Source organism: Roseicyclus sp. (genome assembly GCF_965662675.1).
Taxonomy (GTDB): domain Bacteria; phylum Pseudomonadota; class Alphaproteobacteria; order Rhodobacterales; family Rhodobacteraceae; genus Roseicyclus.
This window is the reverse complement of sequence record NZ_CBFIIK010000002.1, coordinates 12834-35982: the sequence shown is the minus strand read 5'-3', so window position 1 is coordinate 35982 and position 23149 is coordinate 12834. Positions and strand designations below refer to the sequence as shown.

The 23149-nt window shown below is 62.1% G+C and carries 25 protein-coding genes and 1 other RNA gene; 11 read left to right on the top strand and 15 right to left on the bottom strand.

Annotated features, from left to right (window positions below):
- Positions 1-4: 4 nt before the first annotated feature.
- Positions 5-622 (bottom strand): Pr6Pr family membrane protein, encoded by a 618-nt coding sequence (locus ACTG4J_RS00775; protein WP_439136583.1) that lies wholly within the window; start codon positions 620-622, stop codon positions 5-7.
- 64 nt (positions 623-686) lie between these two features.
- Between ACTG4J_RS00775 and recO the strand changes: the two genes are divergently transcribed.
- A complete protein-coding gene (recO, locus tag ACTG4J_RS00770) occupies positions 687-1412 on the top strand; it encodes a DNA repair protein RecO (protein WP_439136582.1) in 726 nt (241 codons plus the stop codon).
- Here the strand turns inward: recO and thpR are convergent.
- Entirely contained in the window at positions 1409-1948 is a 540-nt protein-coding gene (gene thpR / locus ACTG4J_RS00765) for an RNA 2',3'-cyclic phosphodiesterase (RefSeq protein WP_439136581.1), read from the bottom strand. The genes recO and thpR overlap by 4 nt on opposite strands.
- 56 nt (positions 1949-2004) lie before the next feature.
- Positions 2005-3690: an acyl-CoA dehydrogenase family protein gene (locus ACTG4J_RS00760; protein ID WP_439136580.1), complete on the bottom strand. Its 1686-nt coding sequence runs from the start codon at positions 3688-3690 to the stop codon at positions 2005-2007.
- A 180-nt stretch (positions 3691-3870) separates the two neighbouring features.
- On the opposite strand from ACTG4J_RS00760, the gene ACTG4J_RS00755 reads away from it, so the two are divergent.
- Complete coding sequence (locus ACTG4J_RS00755) at positions 3871-4644, top strand: sulfite exporter TauE/SafE family protein (protein ID WP_439136579.1); 774 nt, start codon at positions 3871-3873, stop codon at positions 4642-4644.
- A gap of 54 nt (positions 4645-4698) precedes the next feature.
- Here ACTG4J_RS00755 and ACTG4J_RS00750 read toward each other — a convergent pair whose 3' ends face one another.
- Positions 4699-6297: a phosphoenolpyruvate carboxykinase gene (locus ACTG4J_RS00750; RefSeq protein ID WP_439136578.1), complete on the bottom strand. Its 1599-nt coding sequence runs from the start codon at positions 6295-6297 to the stop codon at positions 4699-4701.
- 323 nt (positions 6298-6620) lie between these two features.
- Here ACTG4J_RS00750 and ACTG4J_RS00745 point away from each other — a divergent pair, with 323 nt between their 5' ends.
- From ACTG4J_RS00745 to ACTG4J_RS00715, 7 genes are read left to right on the top strand one after another with little or no spacing between them, the layout of a single operon-like run.
- On the top strand, positions 6621-7322 hold the full coding sequence (locus ACTG4J_RS00745) for a response regulator (RefSeq protein ID WP_439136577.1): 702 nt from the start codon (positions 6621-6623) through the stop codon (positions 7320-7322).
- Positions 7323-7335: 13 nt separating this feature from the next.
- Positions 7336-9060: a sensor N-terminal transmembrane domain-containing protein gene (locus ACTG4J_RS00740; RefSeq protein ID WP_439136576.1), complete on the top strand. Its 1725-nt coding sequence runs from the start codon at positions 7336-7338 to the stop codon at positions 9058-9060.
- Positions 9061-9072: 12 nt separating this feature from the next.
- Entirely contained in the window at positions 9073-9546 is a 474-nt protein-coding gene (locus tag ACTG4J_RS00735) for an HPr kinase/phosphorylase (RefSeq protein ID WP_439136575.1), read from the top strand.
- 18 nt (positions 9547-9564) lie between these two features.
- A complete protein-coding gene (rapZ, locus tag ACTG4J_RS00730; RefSeq protein WP_439136574.1) occupies positions 9565-10497 on the top strand; it encodes an RNase adapter RapZ in 933 nt (310 codons plus the stop codon).
- On the top strand, positions 10494-10883 hold the full coding sequence (locus ACTG4J_RS00725; protein ID WP_439136573.1) for a PTS sugar transporter subunit IIA: 390 nt from the start codon (positions 10494-10496) through the stop codon (positions 10881-10883). The genes rapZ and ACTG4J_RS00725 overlap by 4 nt, the downstream gene beginning before the upstream one ends.
- Before the next feature lies 1 nt (position 10884).
- Positions 10885-11166 (top strand): HPr family phosphocarrier protein, encoded by a 282-nt coding sequence (locus ACTG4J_RS00720; RefSeq protein WP_439136572.1) that lies wholly within the window; start codon positions 10885-10887, stop codon positions 11164-11166.
- Positions 11167-11207: 41 nt separating this feature from the next.
- A complete protein-coding gene (locus tag ACTG4J_RS00715) occupies positions 11208-12107 on the top strand; it encodes a lysophospholipid acyltransferase family protein (RefSeq protein WP_439136571.1) in 900 nt (299 codons plus the stop codon).
- A 22-nt stretch (positions 12108-12129) separates the two neighbouring features.
- On the opposite strand, the gene ACTG4J_RS00710 is transcribed toward ACTG4J_RS00715, so the two are convergent.
- Positions 12130-13005, bottom strand: coding sequence for a 3-hydroxybutyryl-CoA dehydrogenase (locus ACTG4J_RS00710; protein ID WP_439136570.1), 876 nt, complete (start codon positions 13003-13005; stop codon positions 12130-12132).
- Between the two features lie 204 nt (positions 13006-13209).
- On the opposite strand from ACTG4J_RS00710, the gene ACTG4J_RS00705 reads away from it, so the two are divergent.
- Positions 13210-14028: a DUF6473 family protein gene (locus tag ACTG4J_RS00705; RefSeq protein ID WP_439136569.1), complete on the top strand. Its 819-nt coding sequence runs from the start codon at positions 13210-13212 to the stop codon at positions 14026-14028.
- A 59-nt stretch (positions 14029-14087) separates the two neighbouring features.
- On the opposite strand, the gene ACTG4J_RS00700 is transcribed toward ACTG4J_RS00705, so the two are convergent.
- The 5 genes from ACTG4J_RS00700 to ACTG4J_RS00680 all read right to left on the bottom strand — a co-directional run bounded on the left by ACTG4J_RS00700 (position 14088) and on the right by ACTG4J_RS00680 (position 18710).
- Positions 14088-15014, bottom strand: a complete 927-nt coding sequence (locus ACTG4J_RS00700) for an electron transfer flavoprotein subunit alpha/FixB family protein (protein ID WP_439136568.1) — start codon at positions 15012-15014, stop codon at positions 14088-14090.
- Positions 15014-15775 (bottom strand): electron transfer flavoprotein subunit beta/FixA family protein, encoded by a 762-nt coding sequence (locus ACTG4J_RS00695; RefSeq protein ID WP_439136567.1) that lies wholly within the window; start codon positions 15773-15775, stop codon positions 15014-15016. Before ACTG4J_RS00695 ends, ACTG4J_RS00700 begins: the two co-directional genes overlap by 1 nt.
- A gap of 148 nt (positions 15776-15923) precedes the next feature.
- Entirely contained in the window at positions 15924-16523 is a 600-nt protein-coding gene (gene recR / locus ACTG4J_RS00690) for a recombination mediator RecR (RefSeq protein WP_439136566.1), read from the bottom strand.
- A gap of 3 nt (positions 16524-16526) precedes the next feature.
- Complete coding sequence (locus ACTG4J_RS00685) at positions 16527-16880, bottom strand: YbaB/EbfC family nucleoid-associated protein (RefSeq protein ID WP_439136565.1); 354 nt, start codon at positions 16878-16880, stop codon at positions 16527-16529.
- A 66-nt stretch (positions 16881-16946) separates the two neighbouring features.
- Positions 16947-18710: a DNA polymerase III subunit gamma/tau gene (locus ACTG4J_RS00680; protein WP_439136564.1), complete on the bottom strand. Its 1764-nt coding sequence runs from the start codon at positions 18708-18710 to the stop codon at positions 16947-16949.
- A gap of 110 nt (positions 18711-18820) precedes the next feature.
- On the opposite strand from ACTG4J_RS00680, the gene ACTG4J_RS00675 reads away from it, so the two are divergent.
- Entirely contained in the window at positions 18821-19150 is a 330-nt protein-coding gene (locus ACTG4J_RS00675) for a hypothetical protein (RefSeq protein WP_439136563.1), read from the top strand.
- Positions 19151-19253: 103 nt separating this feature from the next.
- Here the strand turns inward: ACTG4J_RS00675 and ffs are convergent.
- The 5 genes from ffs to ACTG4J_RS00650 all read right to left on the bottom strand — a co-directional run bounded on the left by ffs (position 19254) and on the right by ACTG4J_RS00650 (position 23031).
- Positions 19254-19352, bottom strand: an RNA gene (gene ffs, locus ACTG4J_RS00670) — signal recognition particle sRNA small type.
- Positions 19353-19405: 53 nt separating this feature from the next.
- Positions 19406-20269: a prolyl oligopeptidase family serine peptidase gene (locus tag ACTG4J_RS00665; protein WP_439136562.1), complete on the bottom strand. Its 864-nt coding sequence runs from the start codon at positions 20267-20269 to the stop codon at positions 19406-19408.
- A 93-nt stretch (positions 20270-20362) separates the two neighbouring features.
- Positions 20363-21130, bottom strand: a complete 768-nt coding sequence (locus ACTG4J_RS00660; RefSeq protein ID WP_422238447.1) for an ABC transporter permease — start codon at positions 21128-21130, stop codon at positions 20363-20365.
- Entirely contained in the window at positions 21127-21921 is a 795-nt protein-coding gene (locus ACTG4J_RS00655; protein ID WP_439136561.1) for an ABC transporter ATP-binding protein, read from the bottom strand. Before ACTG4J_RS00655 ends, ACTG4J_RS00660 begins: the two co-directional genes overlap by 4 nt.
- Positions 21922-22017: 96 nt before the next feature.
- Positions 22018-23031, bottom strand: a complete 1014-nt coding sequence (locus ACTG4J_RS00650; RefSeq protein ID WP_439136560.1) for an ABC transporter substrate-binding protein — start codon at positions 23029-23031, stop codon at positions 22018-22020.
- Between the last annotated feature and the right edge of the window lie 118 nt (positions 23032-23149).

Sequence of the window (23149 nt, the reverse complement as noted above, 5' to 3'; positions counted from 1 at the left end):
CTGCTTACCTGTCGGCGAAACGCCCGATCAAGATCATCAAGACGCCACAAAGCAAGAACAGCACCAACAACCCGACCAGATATGTCGCCACGGCGATCGGGGCCATGACCGACAGGTCGATGAATGGATAGGGATAGGTCCCGTCCGCCGCCCCGCGCGCCAGCGCATAAGCCCCGTAGATGGACGGCCACAGCACGAAAATCGGCAGGTCCGCGTAACCGAGACGCTGCTTGGGCGCATGGATCAGCCACCAAAAGGCGATGGCAAAAGGCGTGAGGCTATGCAGCCCATGATCGGCCCACCAGCCCAGCCCGGTGAATGTGACGAGATGGGCCAACACCAGATGGTAGATCAACCCGGACATGATCGCCGCCAAACTCAATGCGGCCAGCCAAGCGGCGGCATAGCCAGCCCTTACGGGGCGCGAGATCACCGCGAAAGTGACCACCACCAAGAGATTGGTCAAAATCGTGAAATAGCGCGCCATGTCCCACGCGGTTTCAGCCATCGGCACATCGGCGCGCCGATGCAGATGGATGAATTGCGCACAAAGCGAGGCCAGCGCCAAAAAGGCGATCGCCAAGGCCATGCGGCGGGCCGAACGGGGCAACACCATAAACATGGGCAGAAACCTGCCATGTGCCTGCGCGATGGACAAGCCGGGGTTGCAGGGCTTAACTCCGCCCATGGAATGGCGCGCCGAAGGGATCGTTCTGGGCGTACGTCGGCATGGCGAACATGCCGCGATCGTTGATCTTTTCACTGCCGAACATGGACGCCACATGGGCGTGGTGCGCGGCGGCGCCTCGCGCAAGATGGCGCCTTTGCTGCAACCGGGCGCGCAGCTTGACGCAACATGGCGGGCGCGGCTGGATCAGCATATGGGCAGCTACACCATTGACCCGATCAAAGGGCGCGCTGCGGCCGCGATGGAGGATCGGCTGATGCTGGCCGGGCTCAGCGCTGTTTGCGCGCTGTTGTCCTTCGCCCTGCCCGAGCGCCAAGCCTATCCTGCGCTTTATGCGCGTAGCGCAGCGCTGCTCGATGGGTTGGGCGCGGATCGCTGGGTGGAGGCCTACCTCGGCTGGGAACAAGCGCTGTTGGAAGAAACGGGCTTTGGCCTCGACCTCTCGGCTTGCGCGGTCACGGGGGTGACGCAAGGGCTGACCTATGTCTCGCCGCGCAGTGGGCGGGCGGTCTCGGTGGCGGGGGCGGGCGCATGGGCAGACAGGCTTTTGCCTCTGCCGGGTGTGATGCGCGGCGTGCCGGGCGACGACCCGCAAGAGGTGGTGTTGGGGCTACAGACCACCGGCCATTTCCTCTCGACGCATCTGGCGCATGCACTGGGCAACAAACCCCTGCCTGCTGCGCGTCAGCGCTTGGTCGATCTCATCGCGGCGCGCGCGGCCTAGCCTGACAAGGGATAGGCGGCCATTGCCTCGTGGAGCGCGCCGCGCGGCCCAAGGGTCGAGCGGTAAAGCGTCACCGCCCGCGCGGTAAAGCCCGGCAGATCGGGGCGTGCGCCAAGGCTTGCGGCCAGCCTGTCGCGCGCGGGGCCATCGGGACGGCGGCTTGCGCGGCAGAGGGTGACATGCGGGCGAAAACGGCGACGCGGCAGATCAAGCCCCGCCTGACGACAAAGGCTTGCGATCCGGTCATGCAGCGATTGCAGCGCATCGGTCCGTTCGACGGCGGCAAAGATCAGACCCCGTTCAGTTTCGGTAAAGCTGTCGATGCCGGTGAAATGAACGGCAACGGGCGCAGCGCGGAACGCTGTCATCAGATCATCCAGATCGGCCAATGCGACCTCGGGCGCGTCCTCGAAAAAGGCGAGAGTGAGGTGCAGGTTTTCCTCGGGCACGGGGCGGCCGAATGGCATGCCCGATTGCACCCGGCTCAGGGCCGTGGCGGTGTCATCGGGAATATCGAGGGCGAGGAATGCGCGCATTTGGTCCGGTGGTCACGACATGGGGCAGATGCGCATGAGGGCGCACCGCCACCCCATCACCCAAGCAACCGTCGCGCGATCACCTGTGCCTGAATCTCGGCGGCCCCCTCGAAGATATTGAGGATGCGCGCGTCGCACAGGATGCGGCTGATCTTGTATTCCAGCGCGAAACCGTTCCCGCCATGGATCTGCAGGGCGTTGTCAGCACAAGCCCATGCCACGCGCGCACCCAAAAGCTTGGCCATCCCCGCCTCGAGGTCACAGCGGCGGTCATGGTCTTTCTGCCATGCGCTGAAATAGGTCAGCTGGCGGGCAATCATGATTTCCACCGCCATCAAGGCCAGCTTGCTGGCCACGCGCGGAAAGTCGATCAGCGATTTGCCGAACTGCTTGCGGTCCTCGGCATATTGCATGCCCTCGTCCAGGGCGCCCTGCGCCACGCCGATGGCGCGCGCCGCGGTCTGGATGCGGGCCGACTCAAAAGTCTGCATCAATTGCTTGAACCCCTGCCCCTCGCTCTCGCCCAAGAGGTTTTCGCCCTTCACCCGGAAATCGTCGAAATTGACGGTGTATTCCTTCATGCCGCGATAGCCCAAAACCTCGATCTCGCCGCCGGAAATACCTTCATCGGGGAACGGGTTTGCGTCATCGCCCGGTGTCTTTTCGGCCAGAAACATGCTCAGGCCGCGATAATCGGTCGTGTCGGGGATGGTGCGGGCCAGAACCGTCATCACATGGGTGCGCGAGGCATGGGTGATCCATGTCTTGTTACCCTTGAGAATCCAGTCGCCGTTTTCATCGCGCACCGCGCGGGTACGCAAGGCCCCAAGGTCTGAGCCGGTATTGGGTTCGGTGAAGACGGCCGTCGGCAGGATCTCACCCGAGGCGAGACCGGGCAGCCATTTTTCCTTTTGCGCTTCCGTGCCGCCCGCAAGGATCAACTCGGCGGCGATTTCCGAGCGGGTGCCAAGGCTACCCACGCCGATATAGCCGCGCGACAACTCCTCCGAAACCACACACATCGACGCCTTGGACAGGCCGAAGCCGCCATATTCCTCAGGGATGGTCAGGCCGAAGACACCCATCTCGGCCAGTTCCTCGATCACCGCCATCGGGATCAACTCATCCTTCAGATGCCATTCATGCGCATACGGCACGACGCGATCCAGCGCGTAGCGACGGAACTGTTCGCGAATCATCTCAAGCTCGTCATCGAGGCCGGAATTGCCCACCGTGATCTCGGCGCGGCGTTCCTGCATCAGGGCGACCAACCGCATCCGTGCGGCCTGTGTGTTGCCCGATTGGCTGAGCATCGTGATCTCTGGCGTCATCAGCGCGCGCAAATCCTCGGGCATCAAACCCATGTCTTGTGGGCGCAAGATCTCGGCCTGGTTCATCTGGATGCCACCCATGATCTGGGCCAGGTATTCACCGAAGGCGATCTGGTGGATCAACTGTTCCACCTCGCCGAACTTCCCCTGATCGCGCAGGCGCAGCGCCCAAGCCTGCATTTGACGCAGCGATTCGACGTAAGTTGCAAGCCATGCCAAGCCGTGCGCGGCGGTCTGCTCTGCCTCGAGCGCGGTGGCCGAGATGCGACCATCGACCGTCACCAATGCCGCGACACGCCCGCGCGCCTTGTCCAACAGGGCTTCGACGGGGACAAGGGCGGCCGCGCCCAGATCCAACACGGCGTCAAGGATCACGGGGCTATCGTCGAGGGGCTGCGCATCACGGGGCATTGTCATTCTCCTTCATCGCGGCGCGGGCGCGCGCGCCCGGTCAAATCGGCTTAGTCTCTTTGCAGGTGCAGCGCAACAAAAATACCAGAATTTATGGCACAGCGCAGGAAAATGTCGCGCTTCTTTTTGCGGTGCAGCGCGATACAGGGCACGCTAGAAGGGCGCAAAGCGAGAATGGCGATGCTGCAAGCAACCTTTGATCTGATGCCCCTTTGGGCCTTTGTCGCGGCCTGTGGGGTCACGCTTATGGCGGGCTTCGTCAAGGGTGCGGTGGGTTTCGCCATGCCGCTGGTGATGATCTCGGGGTTGTCGCTGTTTCTCGATCCATTGGTCGCGGTGGCGGGGATCATCTTTCCCATCGTGATGTCGAACCTGTTGCAAGTCTTGCGCTTTCCCCTGTCCGAAGCAGCGGCGGTGCTGCGCGAATTTTGGCGGTACATCCTCATCGTCTGCGTGATGATCGTGCTGGTCGCGCAATTCGTAACCGCGATCCCGACCCAGACATTCTACCTTGTCTTGGGCGTGCCGGTGGTGATCTTGTCGCTGATCCAGCTCAGCGGTGTGCGCTTTCGCATCCCACCGCGCTGGCGACATGCCTCGGAATGGGGCGTGGGTTTCTTGTCGGGGGCGATCGGCGGGCTGACCGGCACATGGGGGCCGCCCACGGTGCTGTACCTGATCGCGCTCGAGATGCCCAAGGCCAAGCAATTGCTGGTGCAAGGCGTGGTTTACGGCCTAGGCTCGGTCAGCTTGCTGGCGGGGCATCTGCAATCGGGGGTATTGAACGCGGTGACCATGCCATGGTCGGCGGCATTACTCATACCGGCCTTCTTGGGCATGCAGATCGGATTTTGGATGTCGGACCGGCTGAACCCCGAGATGTTTCGCCGTGCAACGCTGGTCGTGCTGATCGTGGCCGGGGCCAATCTGGTGCGGCGTGGGCTCATCGGCTGATCTTCAGACACAAAAACGCCGGGCCTCGCCTATGCAAAGCCCGGCGCGAATGGTTCAGGAAATAGCCGCCGCCTTCACATCATCGTCGATGTAGGGGACGTATTGCGCGAAATTATCGGCGAACATCTGTACCAGCTTGGCCGCCTGACGGTCATAGGCCATGGGATCGGCCCATGTCCCGCGCGGGTCGAGCAGCCCCGCATCCATACCGTCGCAGGCCAATGGAACATCGAAGCCGAAATTGGGGTCGCGGCGGAATTCACCCGTTGTCAGCGACGCGTTCAAAGCCGCGGTCAAAAGCGCGCGCGTGGCGCGGATCGGCATGCGGTTGCCGGTGCCATAGGCCCCGCCCGTCCAACCCGTGTTCACCAACCAGCAGGTCGCACCATGCTGGTTGATCTTGTCTTGCAAAAGCTTGCCATAGACTTCGGGGCGGCGCGGCATGAAGGGCGCGCCGAAACAGGTGGAAAAGGTCGGCTCGGGCTCGGTCACGCCGCGCTCGGTGCCCGCCACCTTGGAGGTGAAGCCCGACAGGAAGTGATACATCGCCTGCGCAGGCGTCAGCCGCGCGATGGGCGGCAGCACGCCAAACGCATCGCAGGTGAGCATCACGATGTTCTTGGGATGGCCCGCTAGCCCGGTGGCCGAGGCATTTTCGATCTGATCGAGCGGATAGGCGCAACGGGTATTGGCCGTCAGGCTCGCATCGTCGAAATCCAGCACCAGCGTATCGGGGTCATAGACCATATTCTCGATCACGGTGCCGAAGGTGCGCGTGGTGGCGAAAATCTGCGGCTCCGCCTCTTCGCGTAGGTTGATGGTCTTGGCGTAGCAGCCACCTTCGAAATTGAAGATACCCTGATCCGACCAGCCATGCTCGTCATCGCCGATAAGCGTGCGACCGGGATCGGCCGAAAGCGTGGTCTTGCCGGTGCCAGATAGACCGAAGAATACGGCTGCATCGTCCGGGTTGCCCGTGGCGTGGTTGGCCGAGCAATGCATCGGCATCACACCCTTGCCGGGCAGGATGTAGTTCAAAAGCGTAAAGACCGATTTCTTGTTTTCGCCCGCATATTCGGTGTTGGCGATCAAGATCAGCTTGGCGTCAAAATTCAGCGCGATCACCGTATCGCTGCGGCAGCCGTGGCGTGCGGGATCGGCCTTGAAGCTAGGGCAGTTGATGATCGTGAATTCCGGCACGAATGTCGCCAGCTCCTCGGCGGCCGGGCGGCGCAGCAGGTGACGGATGAACAGATTGTGCCACGCCAGCTCCGATACAACGCGCACATCGAGGCGGTGCGCCGGATCGGCCCCGCCGTAAAGATCTTGTACAAAGTAATCGCGGCCCTTCATGTGCGCCAGCATGTCGGCATGCAGCAGATCGAAAGCCTCCGACGTCATCGGCTTGTTGTTGTCCCACCAGATGTGGTCCTCGACCGCCGGGGTGCGCACGACGAATTTGTCCTTGGGCGAGCGGCCGGTGAAAGTGCCGGTCGAGACCAGCAGCGTGCCGCCCAGACCCAGCCGCCCCTCACCACGAGAAATGGCCGCATCGATCAGCGCCGGCTCCAGCAGATTGTAATGCACCGTGCCGAGGCCCGTCATGCCTTGAGCAGCCAAAGTCTGTGACGGGTTAACGCGAAGGGTGGTCATTTGATGTTGCTCCTGGACAGGTCGTGGCAACCTACGGGTCATGGCCCGTGCCATGCGGCCCTATAACATGACGGTTTTATGGCTGAACAGGTCGCTGTCACCCAGTTAGCGCAACCAGTACGACATTTTCTTTCGTGCTACCCATGGCCACAAGGCAGCATACGACACAAATGCTGTGGCAGTTTCATCACTGATTAACGCGCGAAAGATTAATTCGAAGGTGGCGCATCGCCCGATTCGGAGATTTCCAATTGATTCTCGCGCTCCAAATAGAGAGAATATGGAAAAAAGATGGCAGTTGAGCAGTAACAAGGATCACGAGTATGCCGAGGATCGCACTTGTCGACGACGACAGGAATATCCTGACGTCCGTATCGATGACCCTCGAAGCCGAAGGCTTCGACGTCGAAACCTACAATGATGGTCAGTCCGCGCTGGACGCCTTCAACCGCCGCCTCCCCGATCTGGGTGTTTTCGACATCAAGATGCCCCGCATGGACGGGATGGACCTGTTGCAGCGGCTGCGCCAGAAAAGCCGGATGCCGGTGATCTTCCTCACTTCCAAGGATGATGAGATCGACGAGCTGATGGGCTTACGGATGGGCGCCGACGATTATGTCAAAAAGCCCTTTTCGCAGCGGCTGTTGGTCGAACGCATCCGTTCGATCCTGCGCCGGCAGGAAGCGATCGCCTCCGATGTCGCGGGCGTGCCCGAAGAAAGCACCATCATGGTGCGCGGTCAGTTGACGATGGACCCGCTGCGCCATGCCGTGAACTGGAAGGGCAAGGATGTGTCGCTGACGGTCACCGAATTCCTGCTGCTGCAGGCGTTGGCCCAACGGCCCGGTTTCGTCAAAAGCCGCGATCAGTTGATGGATGTGGCCTATGACGAGCAGGTTTATGTCGACGACCGCACCATCGACAGCCACATCAAGCGCCTTCGCAAGAAAATGCGCAGCGTAGATGACGATTTCTCGGCGATCGAGACGCTCTACGGCATCGGCTACCGCTACAACGAAGAATAGGCGGACACAGACAGTGCCCGCCGATTTATCACTCACCAACCGCCGCGCCAATGAACGCGCCGATATCGTATTGGGCGAGGATTGGGATCGCCCACCCGGTTCGGTCGAGCAAGAGCTCAAGGCCGCGCGTGCGCGGCGCAATATGCTGTCGCTCAACCGCTCGCCGCTGTCGCGCAAGATCATCTTGTTCAACCTGCTTGCGATGGTGGTTCTTGTCGCGGGGGTGATGTATCTCAACCCCTTCCGCGACAGCCTTGTGGTGCAGCGCGAACGCGCTCTCGCCGTCGAGGCACAGCTGATCGCCGAAGTACTGGAGGCGACACTCCCCCAAGAGGCGACCGCCGCGCCCTTCGATGCCGGTGGTGTCGATGCGCAATCCGTCTTGAGCAGGCTCAGCCTGTCTGCAGGCGTCGATGTTTTTGTTTTCACTGGCCCCGATACCCTGATCGCGACAACCCAAACCCTGTCGCGCAGCCCTGCACGGCCGGTGCGTGGGCTTGACGGCACGAGGCAGGATGCCCTGTTGATCACCGATTTCCTCAACCGTGTCTGGTCGGGGCTTTCGCGTCTATTGACCAGCGGCGCGCCCGAACCCGAGCGCCGCGATGCATCAGAACTGGCACGCGCCTTGGTCACGCCAACTACTGAGGGTCTGACCGTGCTCAGCCGCGGCGCCGATGGCACCGGCACGCTTTACGCCGCCGCCTCGCCGATCTTCGCGGCATCGGGTCAGGTCGGAACGGTCGTCGTGACCACGGCGGCGGGCGAGATCGACCATCTTGTTCGGGTCGAGCGCGAGCAGTTGCTGCAAATGTTCGCCGTGGCGCTCTTGGTCTCGATCGGCCTCAGCCTTGTTCTGGCCTCGACCATCGCGCATCCACTGGCCGATCTGGCCGCCGCAGCCGAGCTTGGCCGCGACAAGAACGCCCGCAAGATGAGCCCGACACGCGTGCGCATCCCCGACCTGACCGGCCGCCCCGACGAAATCGGGCGGCTGTCGGGCGCGCTGCGCGGCATGGTCTCGGCGCTTTATGACCGGATCGATTCGAACGAGCAATTCGCCGCCGATGTCAGTCATGAGATCAAGAACCCGCTGGCCAGCCTGCGCTCCGCTGTCGGCACGATGCGGGTGGCCAAGACAGATGAACAACGCAACCGCCTGCTCGAGGTGATCGAGCATGATGTGCAGCGCTTGGACCGGCTTGTCTCCGATATCTCGAACGCATCGCGGCTCGACAGCGAATTGGTCAAGGAGGAGGAAGAGGAATTCGACCTTGTCCGCACCTTGCACAACATCTCGCAGTATCACGCAGGCGAGGCGGACAAGAAAGGCGTCGACTTCGTGACCGATTTGCCGTTCGAGCCGATCCGCATCTCGGGGCTGGAGGGGCGGCTGGCGCAGGTTTTCGTCAATCTTCTATCAAATGCGATCTCTTTCTGCGAAGAAGGTGACGCCGTCAGGCTTTGGACAAGGCGGCGGGAAAACCGGGTGCTGATCGTGGTCGAGGATACCGGCCCCGGCATCCCCGAAGAGGCGCTGACCAAAGTGTTCAACCGATTCTACTCCGAACGGCCCGTACAACAATTCGGCAATCACTCGGGCCTTGGTCTTGCGATCTCTAAGCAGATCGTCGAGGCGCATGGTGGCGTGATTTGGGCCGAAAACATCCGCCCGACCGAGGCCGATGCCACATCGGAACCGCTTGGCGCCCGCTTCGTCATCGGCCTGCCGATCTGAACAGGCGGAAGGATGCATCCCGAACCCGAGCCGATCACGCGCTGGGTCGCGTCGCGCAATGGCATGGCGCTTTGGCTCAATGCCACGGCCCTGGCCGTCGATGGTCGGGGGCTTGTGATCCTTGGCGCGCCGGGCACGGGCAAATCGACCCTTGCCATCGCGATGATGGCACTTGGCGCGGTCTTGATCTCGGATGACGGGGTCTGGCTGCAAAGCGGCAGCGCGCCCGCCATGTTGGAACGCCCCGAACAAGCGCGCGATCTGATCGAGGCGCGCGGCATCGGCCTGATCCGATCCGGCCCGACGCTGGCCCAAGCACCCTTAACGCTGGCCGTCGATCTGGACCGGGCCGAGACTGCACGTTTGCCCCTGCGGCACACGATCGCGCTAGGTGACAGCAGGGTTCCCTTGATCCATGCTGCAGGTGAACATGGATTGGCCCCAGCACTGCTTTTGATGATGCGGCAGGGGCGCGCCGAACCCTGACACGAGGGCCTTGGGGATATGCCGCCTGCAACGATGCCATCCCGGCCACCGCAAGCGCGTGTGGTTTTTGTCACCGGCCCCTCGGGGGCGGGCCGCTCGACCGCGATCCACGCGCTGGAAGATCTCGGCTTCGAGGCGATCGACAACCTGCCCTTGTCGCTTTTGCCCCGTCTACTGGAAGGGCCGCCGCCCGAGCGACCGATGGCGCTTGGCACCGATGCGCGTAATCGCGACTATTCCGCGCCCGGTCTGCTCGCCGCATTCAATCGCCTTGTGGCGACCGAAGGCTATGCCCCGGATCTGCTTTATCTCGATTGCGCCGCCGATGTGCTGCAACGGCGCTATTCGGAAACCCGGCGGCGCCATCCCTTGGCACCCGATGCCGACCCGGCGCAAGGCATCGCACAGGAATTGGCACTTCTGGGGCCGGTGCGCGCAGGCGCAAGCGTGCTCGTCGACACATCAACCCTTACACCGCACGAGCTACGCGCCGAGATCACCCGGCTTTTCGCCACCGAGGGCGGCGCGCGCATGGCGATCACCCTCATGTCGTTCTCGTATCGCCGCGGCCTGCCCTCGGGGGCGGATCTTGTCTTCGACTGCCGTTTCTTGCGCAACCCGCATTGGGAACCGGGCCTGCGCCCGCAAGATGGCCGCGACCCTGCGGTGCAGGGCTATATCGCCGCCGACGAAAGGTTCGGCACCTTCCGCGATCAAGTCGGCGACATGCTCGACATGCTGCTGCCTGCCTTCGCCGCCGAGGGGAAAAGCCATTTGACCATCGCGTTCGGTTGTACCGGCGGGCAACACCGCTCGGTCGCATTGACCGAAATCCTCGCCGCCCATCTTGCACAGACAGGGTGGCCCGTGTCTAAAAGACATCGGGAAGTGGAACTGCGTCGCGTACAGAGCATCGACGCCACGGAAACGCCAGAGGCGAACAAGACGTGATTGGCATCGTCATCGTTGCCCATGGGGGCCTTGCCTCCGAATTGATGCGGGCGACGGAACATGTAGTGGGACGGCAGAAGGCGATGATCGCCATCTCGGTCGGACCCGAAGATGACCGCGCGGCTCGCACGCGCGAAATCTGCGAAGCAGCCGATTCCGTCGATGATGGATCGGGCGTTGTGGTCGTGACCGACATGTTCGGCGGCTCACCCTCCAACCTGTCCTTGACCGCCTGCAAACCACAGAACCGCAAGATCCTGACAGGTGTGAACCTTCCCATGCTGATCAAGCTGGCCAAATCCCGCAATCTCAGCGTGGACGACGCCGTTGCGCGCGCCGCAGATGCCGGGCGCCGCTATATCAACAGCTTCGATGGAACCCCCTGAAATGGAAACTCGGTCCGTGATCCGCAATTTCGAGATCATCAATGTCAAAGGCTTGCATGCCCGCGCCTCGGCTCGTTTCGTCGAGGTCGTCGAAGCCCATGATGCCAAGGCGACCGTCCGCCGCGATGGGCTGAGTGCCGCCGGGGATTCGATCATGGGGCTTTTGATGTTGGCAGCCTCAATCGGAACCACTATTGAGGTTGAAACCAAGGGCCCCGAGGCGGAAAAGCTGGCCGATGCGCTGGCAACGTTGATCGGCGATCGCTTCGGCGAGGAAAACTGACCGGGCCGTGACGGCGGGAAACCGGGATGGGACAAGGGCGCGTGACAGACACAACGACGCGAAATATCCACGCGCCACGCCCTGTGCGCTTGCCGGGTTCCGAGACGGTCTATGACCGTCGCAGCCTGACCTATTCCAACACCTTCGAGAACCCTTTGACGCGCAACTTGGTGCGCACGATCGAATGGATGACGGGCAAGATCACCATCATCCGCCGCGTCCGCCAATTCGAGCGAATGGGCGAGGTCAAGGGGCAGGCCTTTTGGCCCGCCACGATGAAGGCGATGGGCATCGAGCTGCAAACGCCTGCGCATCAGCTGGCGCGCATCCCGGATCAAGGCCCGGTGATCTTTGTGGCCAACCATCCGCATGGCTTGGTCGATGGCATGATCTTGGCCGATCTGATCGGGCGCCGTCGCCCCGATTACCGCATCTTGACCCGCGCTTTGCTGACGGGGCTGGACGAGTCGGCCGCCAGCTACATGATCCCCGTGCCCTTTCCCCATGATCCGGATGCACAGGAAAAAATGCTGCAAATGCGCGCCCTCGCGATGGAGCATCTGGCGCAAAAGGGGTTGATCGCGCTGTTCCCCTCGGGCGCGGTTGCCGCCTCGCAAAGCATGTGGGGCCCCGCGATCGAGGGAGAGTGGAACGTCTTTACCGCAAAGATGATCCGCACATCGGGCGCGACCATCGTGCCGTGTTTTTTCACCGGCTCGAATTCGCGTTGGTATCAGATCGCCAATCGCATCTCGCCCGTGCTGCGTCAGGGGTTGCTTCTACACGAGGTGGTCCACAGCTTCGACAAACCGCAAGCGCCAATCATCGGCAAACCGATCACCCAAGATCAATGGGAAGGTCAAATCGGCAAGCCGCGCGAATTCATGGCATGGCTGCGCGCACGCACCTTGTCGCTGCGCGACAATCCGGATCAGGATTAGACCTGCTCAGGCAAAAGCCCGATCAGCGCGTCGGCACCGGCACATCACCGCGATAATCGTAAAAGCCGCGCTGCGTCTTGCGGCCCAGCCAGCCTGCCTCGACATATTTGGTCAATAGCGGGCAGGGCCGGTATTTCGTATCGGCTAACCCGTCATGCAGCACATTCATGATCGCAAGGCAGGTATCGAGCCCGATGAAATCGGCCAATTCCAGCGGCCCCATCGGATGGTTGGTGCCCAGCTTCATCGCCATGTCGATCGAGGTGACGTTTCCGACCCCTTCGTAAAGCGTATAGACCGCCTCGTTGATCATCGGCATCAAGATGCGATTGACGATGAAGGCGGGGAAATCCTCGGCCGTTGCAGCGGTCTTGCCCAACCGATCCACCACCTCTTTGCACGCGGCGAATGTTTCCTCATCCGTTGCGATGCCGCGGATCAACTCGACCAGTTGCATCACCGGCACTGGATTCATGAAATGGAACCCCATGAATTTCTCAGGCCGGTCGGTTCGCGAGGCCAACCGCGTGATCGAGATCGACGAGGTGTTCGAGGTCAGGATCGTCTCGGGCTTGAGATGGGGCAGCAGGTCTTCGAATATTGCCTGCTTCACCGTTTCGCGTTCGGTCGCGGCTTCGATGATCAGATCTGTTTGGCCCAGATCGGCCAGCTTGGTGGTGGTGCGAATGCGCGCCATCGCAGTGGCCATCTCGGCCTCGGTCACCTTGCCGCGACCGACTTGCCGGGCGATGTTGCGGTCGATCAGCGCGACTGCCTTGTCCAGCGCGTCGGCGCTGATATCGGTCATCATCACATCATAGCCCGCCAAGGCACAGACATGAGCGATGCCATTGCCCATTTGGCCCGCGCCGACCACACCGATCGAAGAAATATGCATTGTCGCCTCTCGCGCTTGGCCCTCGGCGCACCATAGGCCTGCAAACCGGACCGGCACAAGCCCGCCCTGCTGCATGGCACGCCGCCGCCCCTATCCTACAAATCCAAAAAATCCGCCACAAATTATAAGCTTAGCTCTTTGGAAACGCCTACACGCCAATCTCGCTCATGGGTGAGTCTTCAATCTGGTGGGAGCGAAGGAGCAATGAGTTTCGAACAACGGGGGCCGATGCCCCTGACCTATGAACCAGTCGGTTATCCCGGCTCGGTCCTGCGGTTTCGTGGGCCGCCGGCGTCGATGGCGGCGCCCTATATCCTGTGCCTGGGCGGGTCGGAAACCTTCGGTCGCTTCATCCCTGCCCCCTTTACGGCCCAACTGGCCGCGAAACTGCCGCGCGGCGTGGTCAACATGGGTGTGATGAATGCAGGGATGGATGTGTTGATGCAGGATGCGGCCATCATCGCCGCGACACGCAACGCCGCCGCCGTGGTGTTGCAGATCACGGGGGCGCAAAACCTGTCGAACCGGCTTTACGGTGTGCATCCCCGCCGAAATGACCGCTTCGTCAAGACCACAGCCATGCTGCGTACGATCTACCGCGATGTGGATTTCACCGAGTTTCACTTCACCCGGCATCTGCTCAGCCATCTTCAGGGGCTTTCGACCGAGCGTTTCGGCATCGTCGTGGCCGAATTGCGCGTCGCATGGATGGCCCGGATGCGCGGCCTGTTGTCCGAGATCGACGTTCCCGTGCATTTGCTCTGGTTGGCGCGCCACCACCCCGAAGATGAAGGACAAAGCGACACCTTGGGCCCCGATCCGCTGTTCATCACCCCGGACATGCTGGCCGAGGTGCGGGCGATGGCGGCCTCACTGAGCATCATTGGCCCCACCGATACCCAAATGGCGCAATCGACCCGCGGCATGTTCTTTGCCCCCAGCGAGGAGGCCGCGGCGCGCACGCTGCCCGGCCCCGATCTGCATGATCGCGCGGCGGCGGCGCTGCTGCCGCTCTTGTCCTGAAGCGCAAACGCCCCACGGCCAAGCCGCGGGGCGTTTGTAATTCGTTGAACTTCAGCCGCTCAGAGCTTGCCGGTCAGCTCCGGGATCGCATCGAACAGATCGGCGACCAGCCCGTAATCGGCCACTTGGAAAATCGGCGCCTCTTCGTCCTTGTTGATCGCGACGATGACCTTGCTGTCTTTCATGCCGGCCAAATGCTGGATCGCACCCGAGATGCCGACCGCAACGTAAAGATCGGGTGCCACCACCTTGCCGGTCTGGCCCACCTGCCAATCATTCGGCGCATAACCCGAATCGACCGCCGCGCGCGATGCGCCGACCGCGGCACCCAACTTGTCGGCCAAGCCCTCGATCAAGGCGAACTGCTCTTGGCTGCCGACACCGCGACCACCCGAGACGACGATGCCCGCGCTGGTCAGTTCCGGCCGGTCCGAGGCCGCGACCTTGTCTTCGACCCAAGCCGATAGGCCGCCTGCCGCAGCGGTGCCCAGCGCTTCGACCGGGGCGCTGTTTCCCGTCGCCGCCGCCTCGAAGCCGGCGGTGCGGATGGTCATGACCTTGACCGCATCGCCCGATTTCACCGTCTGGATCGCGTTGCCCGCATAGATCGGCCGTTCGAAGGTATCGGCGTCGATCACCGCGGTCACTTCCGAGACGATCATCACATCCAGAAGTGCCGCCACACGCGGCAGCACGTTCTTGGCATCGGATGTGGCGGGGGCCGCGATGTGGCTGTAGCCACCCGCCAGCGACACGATCAGATCTGCGACTGGTTCGGCCAGCATATGGCAAAATCCGTGATCGCCCGCAAAAATCACCTTGGCGACACCGGCAAAGCTGGCCGCTTGGGCCGCTGCCGCATCACCGCCTTGACCGGCGACCAGCACATGGACATCGCCCAAGCCTTTCACGGCACTCAGCGCCTTGGAGACCTGATCGGCCGCCAATTGCCCGTTCGTCACATCCGCAAGAAGAAGAACAGCCATCAGATCACCCCCGCTTCGTCTTTGAGTTTCGCGATCAGCTCATCGACCGAGCCGACCTTGACGCCCGCCTTGCGGCTGCTCGGCTCGGTGGTCTTGATCACCGTCAGGCGCGGCGCGACATCGACGCCGTAATCGCCGGCGGTCTTTTCATCGAGCGGCTTTTTCTTCGCCTTCATGATATTGGGAAGGCTGGCATAGCGCGGTTCGTTCAGGCGCAGATCGACGGTCACGATTGCGGGCATCTTGACCTTGATCGTCTGAAGGCCGCCATCGACCTCGCGCGTGACGATTGCATGATCGCCCTCGACCGCCAATTCGCTGGCGAATGTCGCCTGCGCCCAGCCCAGAAGAGCGGCCAACATCTGGCCCGTCGCGTTCATATCGTTGTCAATCGCCTGTTTGCCGGCGATGACAAGCCCCACACCCTCCTCAGCTGCGACCTTGGCCAGGATCTTGGCCACCGCCAAGGGCTCGATATCTTGATGCACATCATCTGTCGCGGTGACGAGGATCGCACGGTCGGCCCCCATGGCAAGCGCGGTGCGCAGGGTTTCTTGCGCCTGTTTCACGCCGATCGACACTGCGATGACTTCTTCGGCCTTGCCCGCCTCTTTCAGGCGGATCGCCTCCTCGACGGCGATTTCGTCGAAGGGGTTCATCGACATTTTCACATTGGCGAGATCGACCCCGGACCCATCCGCCTTGACGCGGACCTTCACGTTGTAGTCGATCACGCGCTTGACGGGCACAAGTACCTTCATCGCGTTTCTCCTATTGGCGACACCTTGGGCGTCGGAAAACCTTCAAGGCGGAGTGTTAGTGCGTTCGGGGTGTCGAAAACAGGTCAAAATCGACGCGGCAGGGTTCATCGACGCCGCGTCACGGCAACCAAGCCCCGTTCACACCGCGTCATAATGCCTTACGCGCCCGGAGAGCCGCCGAAATCGTGCCATCGTCGAGGTAATCCAATTCGCCCCCGATCGGCACGCCTTGGGCCAGCGAAGTGACGCTGACGCCACGACCGGCCAGCGCATCGGCGATGTAATGGGCGGTGGTCTGCCCATCGACGGTGGCGTTGAGCGCCAAGATCACCTCGCCCACCCCCTCGCCAGTCACCCGATCGAGAAGGCGCGGGATACGCAGATCCTCGGGGCCGACATCATCAAGCGCCGACAGCGTGCCGCCCAAGACATGGTAACGCCCGGCAAAAACCTTGCCGCGTTCCATCGCCCAAAGATCGGCCACATCCTCGACCACGCAGATCTGGCCATTGGCGCGCGTGTCATCGGTGCAGATGGGGCAAAGATCGCCAGTGCCGATATTGCCGCAATTCAGGCATTCACGCGCGGTTTCGGCCACCCGGCTCATCGTGTCAGCCAATGGGCGCATCAAGGCACCGCGCTTTTTGATCAGATGCAAAACCGCACGTCGCGCCGAGCGGGGCCCAAGCCCCGGCAGGCGTGCCATGATCTCGATCAGGGCCTCGATATCCTTGGGCGCGTCGCTCACGGTTCAGAACGGCAGTTTCATGCCGGGCGGAAGGCCCATCCCCTCGGTCAGCTTGCCGAGTTCCTCTTGGCTTTTTTCCTGCGCCTTGGATTGGGCATCCTTGATCGCGGCCAAGATCAGATCTTCGACCACTTCCTTGTCGTCCTGATTGAAGATGGAGGGGTCGATATCAAGGCCAACCAACTCACCCTTGGCGGTGGCTTTTGCCTTGACCAGACCTGCGCCCGATTGCCCCTCGACGGTCATCGATGCAAGGCTTTCTTGCATTTCCGCCATCTTGGTCTGCATCTCTTGCGCCTGTTTCATCAGCTTGGCCATGTCGCCAAGACCACCAAGCCCGCCCAAACCCTTAAGCATCGATCACATCTCCATCGGTCAATTTTGCATCACAGATACGCAGGCGGCATCCTTGCCACAAGCGCGCTATTCATCCTCGAACGGGTCCCAATCCTCGGGCATATCATCGGGGTCGGGCAGTTCCGGCAGCGCCTCGGCTTGCGCGGCGGCCAATAGCTCGGCGCGGGTGCGAATGGCGGCGATACGGGCTTTGGGAAAGGCCGATTTGACCGCCTGCAAAAGGGGATGGCGCTCCAACTCGGCCTTGGCGGCATCGGCGGTGGCTTGGTCACGCTCGGCGAGCGTCGGCGCACCGCCCTCATTGGCAAGCGAGATGATCCAATTGGCCCCAGTGGCAAGTTGCAAGGCGCGCTTGAGGCGCTGCACCAGATCGCCCGGCGCATCCTCGGTCAGTTGAAACTCCATCCGCCCCGGCGCGTAGCTGATCAGGCGCAGGCAGGTCTTCACCTCGATCAACAGCTTGATATCGCGGGTCTCTTCGATCAGCGCCACGACACTGGCAAAGCTTGGATAAAGCGACAGGTCCGGGCCGGGGGCCTGTTGCAGCGCGGCCTGCGCGCCACCGCCACCACCACGCGGGCTAGGCATGTGGGCCCGTGGCGCGGCTTGGGGGGCAAGGGCCGCCCCACGCGCGCCGCCACCGCCCCCGCCCGACGGGGACGGGGTCGATTGCAGCTTTTTCACCAGATCGCCGGGGGTGGGCAGATCAGCCACATGGGTCAGGCGGATCACCGCCATTTCGGCGGCCATCATCGCGTTGGGGGCAAGCGCCACCTCTTCCAAGGCCTTGAGCAACATTTGCCACATCCGCGTCAGCACCCGCATCGGCAGGCGGTCGGCCAAGGCGCGACCACGCATCCGTTCCTCGGGGGCGATGGTGGGGTCTTCGGCAGCCTCGGGCGTGATCTTGACCACCGAAAGCCAATGCGTGATCTCGGCCAGATCGCGCAGCACGGCCACGGGATCGGCCCCATCGGCATACTGCCCGCCGAGTTCGCTCAAGGCGCCCGCCGCATCGCCGCGCATGATCGCCTCGAACAAGTCCAAGACCCTGCCCCGATCCGCCAGCCCCAGCATCGCGCGCACTTGGATCGCCGTCGTCTCGCCCGCGCCATGCGCGATTGCCTGATCCAAAAGGCTCATGGCGTCGCGCACCGACCCTTCGGCGGCCCGCGTTATCAGCGCCAGCGCATCCTCGGCGATCTGCGCATTCTCGAGGCTGGCCACCTTTTGCAGATGGGCGATCATCACCTCGGGTTCGATCCGGCGCAGATCGAAGCGCTGGCAGCGCGACAAAACCGTGACCGGCACCTTGCGGATTTCTGTCGTGGCAAAGAGGAATTTCACATGTGGCGGGGGTTCCTCCAGCGTCTTGAGCAGCGCGTTGAACGCACTGGTCGAGAGCATGTGAACCTCGTCGATGATGAAGATCTTGTAGCGCGCTTGCGCCGCGCGGTAGCTGACCGTTTCGATGATCGCATCGCGGATGTTCTGCACACCGGTGTTCGAGGCCGCGTCCATCTCCATCACGTCGACATGGCGCCCCTCGGTGATCGCCACGCAATTCTGGCACACACCGCAAGGGTCGGTCGTCGGCCCACCCGTGCCGTCGGCCCCGATACAGTTCAGCCCCTTGGCGATGATCCGCGCGGTCGTCGTCTTGCCGGTGCCGCGAATCCCCGTCAGCATGAAGGCCTGCGCGATCCGGTCGGCGGCAAAGGCGTTTTTCAACGTGCGCACCATTGCATCCTGACCGATCAGGTCGACGAATGTCGCCGGGCGATACTTGCGCGCCAGAACCTGGTAGCCGGTGTCGGATGTTTCGGTCATTGTGCCTCGGGCTGGTTGATGATGTGAAACCTAGTGAAGCCGCGCGCCAAGGTCCATGGTGAAGCGGTGCATCATCGTGCTAGCAGAAAACAGCAATCCGAGGTCTCTTGATGAGCGAGCATAAAGCATCCCCGTTTCTCTTGCGCCTGATGTCGCTGTTTTTCTGGGCGATGACTCTTTGCGCCTTGGCCTTTTGGGTCGCGGGGACATTTTGGCGTGGTGGGCTGTCGGGTGTGATCGCGTCGCTTGGAACCGGCAGCGTCGCGATTTTCGCGACCTTCCATATCCCTGCGGCGGTGGTCGGCATCTTGCTGTGGCAATGGCAGCGCCACGGCCTGACCAAAGCGCGGCGCGTCTTTCTGGAGGGCGCGACCCTGTATTTCATGGGGTCGGTCCTGCTGGGGATTTTCCTCAACTACCTGCTGGTCTCGGCCTTGTGATCTGACCGGCCGTTGAGCCGCAAGCGCCGTAGCCCTCTTAGGGTCGTTTCTGTGAAACGCCCCTGCAGGGCCTACGCGCATCGCCCCTTCGTCGCGATACGTTGGGTGAGAGGCTGGACATCGACCCAAGCGGGGCTCGTTGTGGCTGCTTCCTTCCGGACCTGACCAGGTTGGCGAGGCGCCTGCCCGCGCCAACCTCTCGACTCACCAGATAGTGGTTCGACCCGCGCGATGCAAGAAACGCGTGGTAAACGGCTACAGCGTGTCGAACCAAGCCCAGGCATCCGCCGCAAAGGCCGGGCCGCCGACATAGAACCAATGCGTGTGGCCGGGGACCAAGATAAGGTGGTGGTCATGACCGGCATTGGCCGCGATCTCACCCGCCATGATTGCTTCATCCACGCCAAAAATATGATCCGCCGTGCCAAGATAGTGCCGAACAGGCGGCGCCTCGGCAATGGGCGAAAGCCAGGCAGGGTTCACAGTTCCCGCATGACCCGCCACACCCCGCCATGGCCCATGCACCCGGTTGGCGACCACTTGTGCCATGATCGATCCGGCGGAATGGCCGAACAAGAACACCCGCCCCCGGTCGATCGCATATTCAGCGGCGGCATGATCCAGCACGGCTTGCAGGTAACGACCTTCTGCTTTGGTGACATTCCACCCCCCCGACGGGGCGTTCAGCCCGATCAACACAAGGTCATGCGCATCGGCAACTTGCTTCCACATATGGATCATCGACATGCCGTCGCGATTGGCCCCGTGGAACAACAAGATGACAGGTCGCGGTGATGGAGCTTGGCTTTGTGGCGCATAGATCTGCCAATGGCGCGGGGTCATTCCATCCCTGGTTTCATGCGTCATGACACCGGCCAGCAGCGGGCTGTCATAACTGGGATTGCGCGGCATGAAGGGGCGCAGATCCGGGCGCTCGATGATCGTGAAGCGGCCGGACTGCGCATCGGTGGCCTTTGGCGCGCTCATGCTTGGGTCGGCCTGTGCCTCCGATGCGGCAGCGATCACGCCGCCATCGCGTGGCAACAGCGGCACCAGCGCGATGCCGACCGAGGCCAAAAAGCCCATCCCAACCGAAAGCATCAAAATGCGACGCAGCATGCACAATCACTCCACTTGATCACGCAAGCGATCCTCGCAAAGGAATGTGCCCATTTTCTGGCCTGCGCCGCACCCTTTGGCGGCAGATCTTGTTCAGCCCGGATTGCGCTCGGCCCAGCCGGCAAAGATGCGCTCCAAGAACACCACGACGTAGAACAGCACGATCCCAAGGGCCGCCAACGCGAAAAGCACGGCGAACATCAGCGGGTAATCGGCGCTGATCCGGCCCGAATCGAACAGATCGCCAAGGCCACGACCATGCGGGCTGACGATCTCCATCAGATTGGTGCCGATGAAGGCCAAGGTGACCGCAACCTTCAGCGCGCCGAAGAACTCGGGCAGCGTTTTGGGCAGCGCGATCTTCCAGAAGATGGTGAAATTCGACGCGCCAAGCGAGCGCAAGATGTCGCGATATTCGGGTTCCAGCGTCGAAAGCCCGATCGAGACCGAGACCGCGATGGGGAAGAACGAGATCATGAAGGCGATCAGCACGGTGTTGAAATCATGCTGACCCACGAACATCAGCGCCACGATCGGTACGACCGTCGCCTTTGGAATGGCGTTGAAGCCGACAAGGATCGGGTAAAGCCCTTCGCGCGCGAAACGCGAGAAACCCATGACCATGCCGATCAACGTGCCGAAGATCACGGCAAGGCCCAAGCCCGCCACGGTGCGCCACAGCGTTTCCCAAGACTTGATCAGGAACAGATCCCAAAACCGCACATAGCGCGGGATCAGGTCCGATGGGCTGGCCATACGGAAATCAGGCAATTGCTTGTACCACACGATCCATTCCCAAAAGGCCAAGATGCCGATGATGAACAGGAGCGGGGCGAGAATTTTGCGGAGCGTATCGTTCATGCCTTTGCCTCTGCCGTTTCGTCGACCGTGCGGCCTTGGGCCACTTGGATCTGGTGGCGCAGCGTGGCCAGCATATCGACCGCTTTCTTGGAATAAAGGTCATCAAGGCTACGCTTGCCGGGCAGGTCGACCTGCATGACATGTTGCGCATGCGCAGGACGGCCCGACATCACCACGACTTGGTCGGCCAGAAACACGCTCTCGCGCAGATCATGGGTGATGAGCAGGCAGGTAAAGGGCTCTTGGGCGCGCAGATCATGCATCGTGCACCACAGATCCTCGCGGGTGAACGCGTCGAGCGCGCCGAAAGGCTCGTCCAAGATCAACACATCGGGCTTGTGGATGATCGACCGGCACAGGCTTGCGCGCTGGCGCATTCCGCCCGACAGTTCAGAGGGCCGTTTTTCGGCAAAGCCCGTCAGCCCCACCAGATCGAGCAAATGATGCGCGCGTTCGGTCGCCTGGGCCTTGGACATGGGCGATTTGACGATTTCCATAGGCAAAAGCACGTTTTGCAAGATCGTGCGCCATTCCAGCAGAACGGGGTTCTGAAACGCCATGCCCACGGTTGGGCGCGGGCTGGTCACACGATGGCCATGCAGCCAGACCTCGCCCTCATTGGGGCGCATCAAGCCAGATACCAGCCGCGTCAACGTGGACTTGCCGCAACCCGATGGGCCGACGACCGCGCAAAAGCTGTTCTCCGGGATCTCGATGGAAAGGCGGTCCAGAACGGGCAGTGGCCCGGCCTTGGTCCGATAGGCATGCGTGACATCACGCAACTCGATCATATTGGCGGACATATGTTTGGTCGTCTTTCTCAATGAAATGCCCGGGGCCACCAAAAAAGGGGCCCCGGGCGGTATCGTTCCGTCAGCTCAACGCCGTTACTGCGCAACCATCCGCACCGATGCCTCGGGCAGATAGGCATTGGTGAAGTAAAGTGCTGCGTCGGGCTCGTTCTGGAACTCATAGGTCAAGCGCAGCTGCTCGATCGCGGTATCCATGCGGGCCGGGTCGATATCGCCCATGCCATTGGCGCGCACCCAATCGGTGACGATATTGGCATCGAGCGCCAGTTCGAGGCGGCGGGTTTCCAGCGCGACGTCACCTGCGGGGTTGCGCGCGATGACGGCGGCAGCACCCGCTGCGGGGTCGGCGATCGCATCCTTCACACCCATCGCGATGGCACCAAGCGCGGCAGTCACGATCTCGGGGTTGGCGGCGGCGAACTCGGTGTTCACGATGACCGCGTTGCCGTAAAGCGCCACGCCGTGATCCGAGAAGAGGATTGTCGTGATGTCATCCTCAGGGATGCCCAGACGCGCCAGCGACAGGTAGGACGAGAAGTTGAAGCCGGTCACGGCATCGACATTGCCTTCGGCCAGCATCGGTTCACGGGTGGGGAAGCCCACCGGCTCGATCGTCATGGTCGAGACATCGATATCGTTCACCGCGGCAAGGATCGGGAACTGCGCCCATGCGCCATCGGGCGGCGGCGCGCCGAGGGTCGAACCCTCGAGATCTTCGATGCCGGAAATGCCTTGGCTGACGCGACCCACGATCGAGAAGGGCGGGTTGTCATAGACCATCATCGCCGCGATCACCGGCGCGCCGGGGTTTTGATCGAGGAAGCGCACGAGGCTGTTGATATCGGCAAAGCCCATCGGGAAAGCGCCCGAGGCGACCTTGGGGATCGCATCGAGCGAGCCTTCGCCCGCCACGACCGAAACATCGAGGCCGGCCGCCGCGAAATGCCCGTTGTCGATAGCAAGGAAATAAGGGGCCGAGGGCCCTTCGAACCGCCAGTCGAGGGCGAAGTTCATATCCGTCTCTTGTGCCGCGACAGGGGCGGCGACCAGCAAGGCGGCGGCGAGTGTGGGGATGGCACGGTGGAACAAGCGAGTTCTCCTTCGGCTTGGCAGCGCGTTATTCGCGAATATCGTCACAACAGCCCTGCGCCGTAACCAGGTCAACCGACTCGGCGCACTGTTACGACACTAACGCCCAAAACATGCG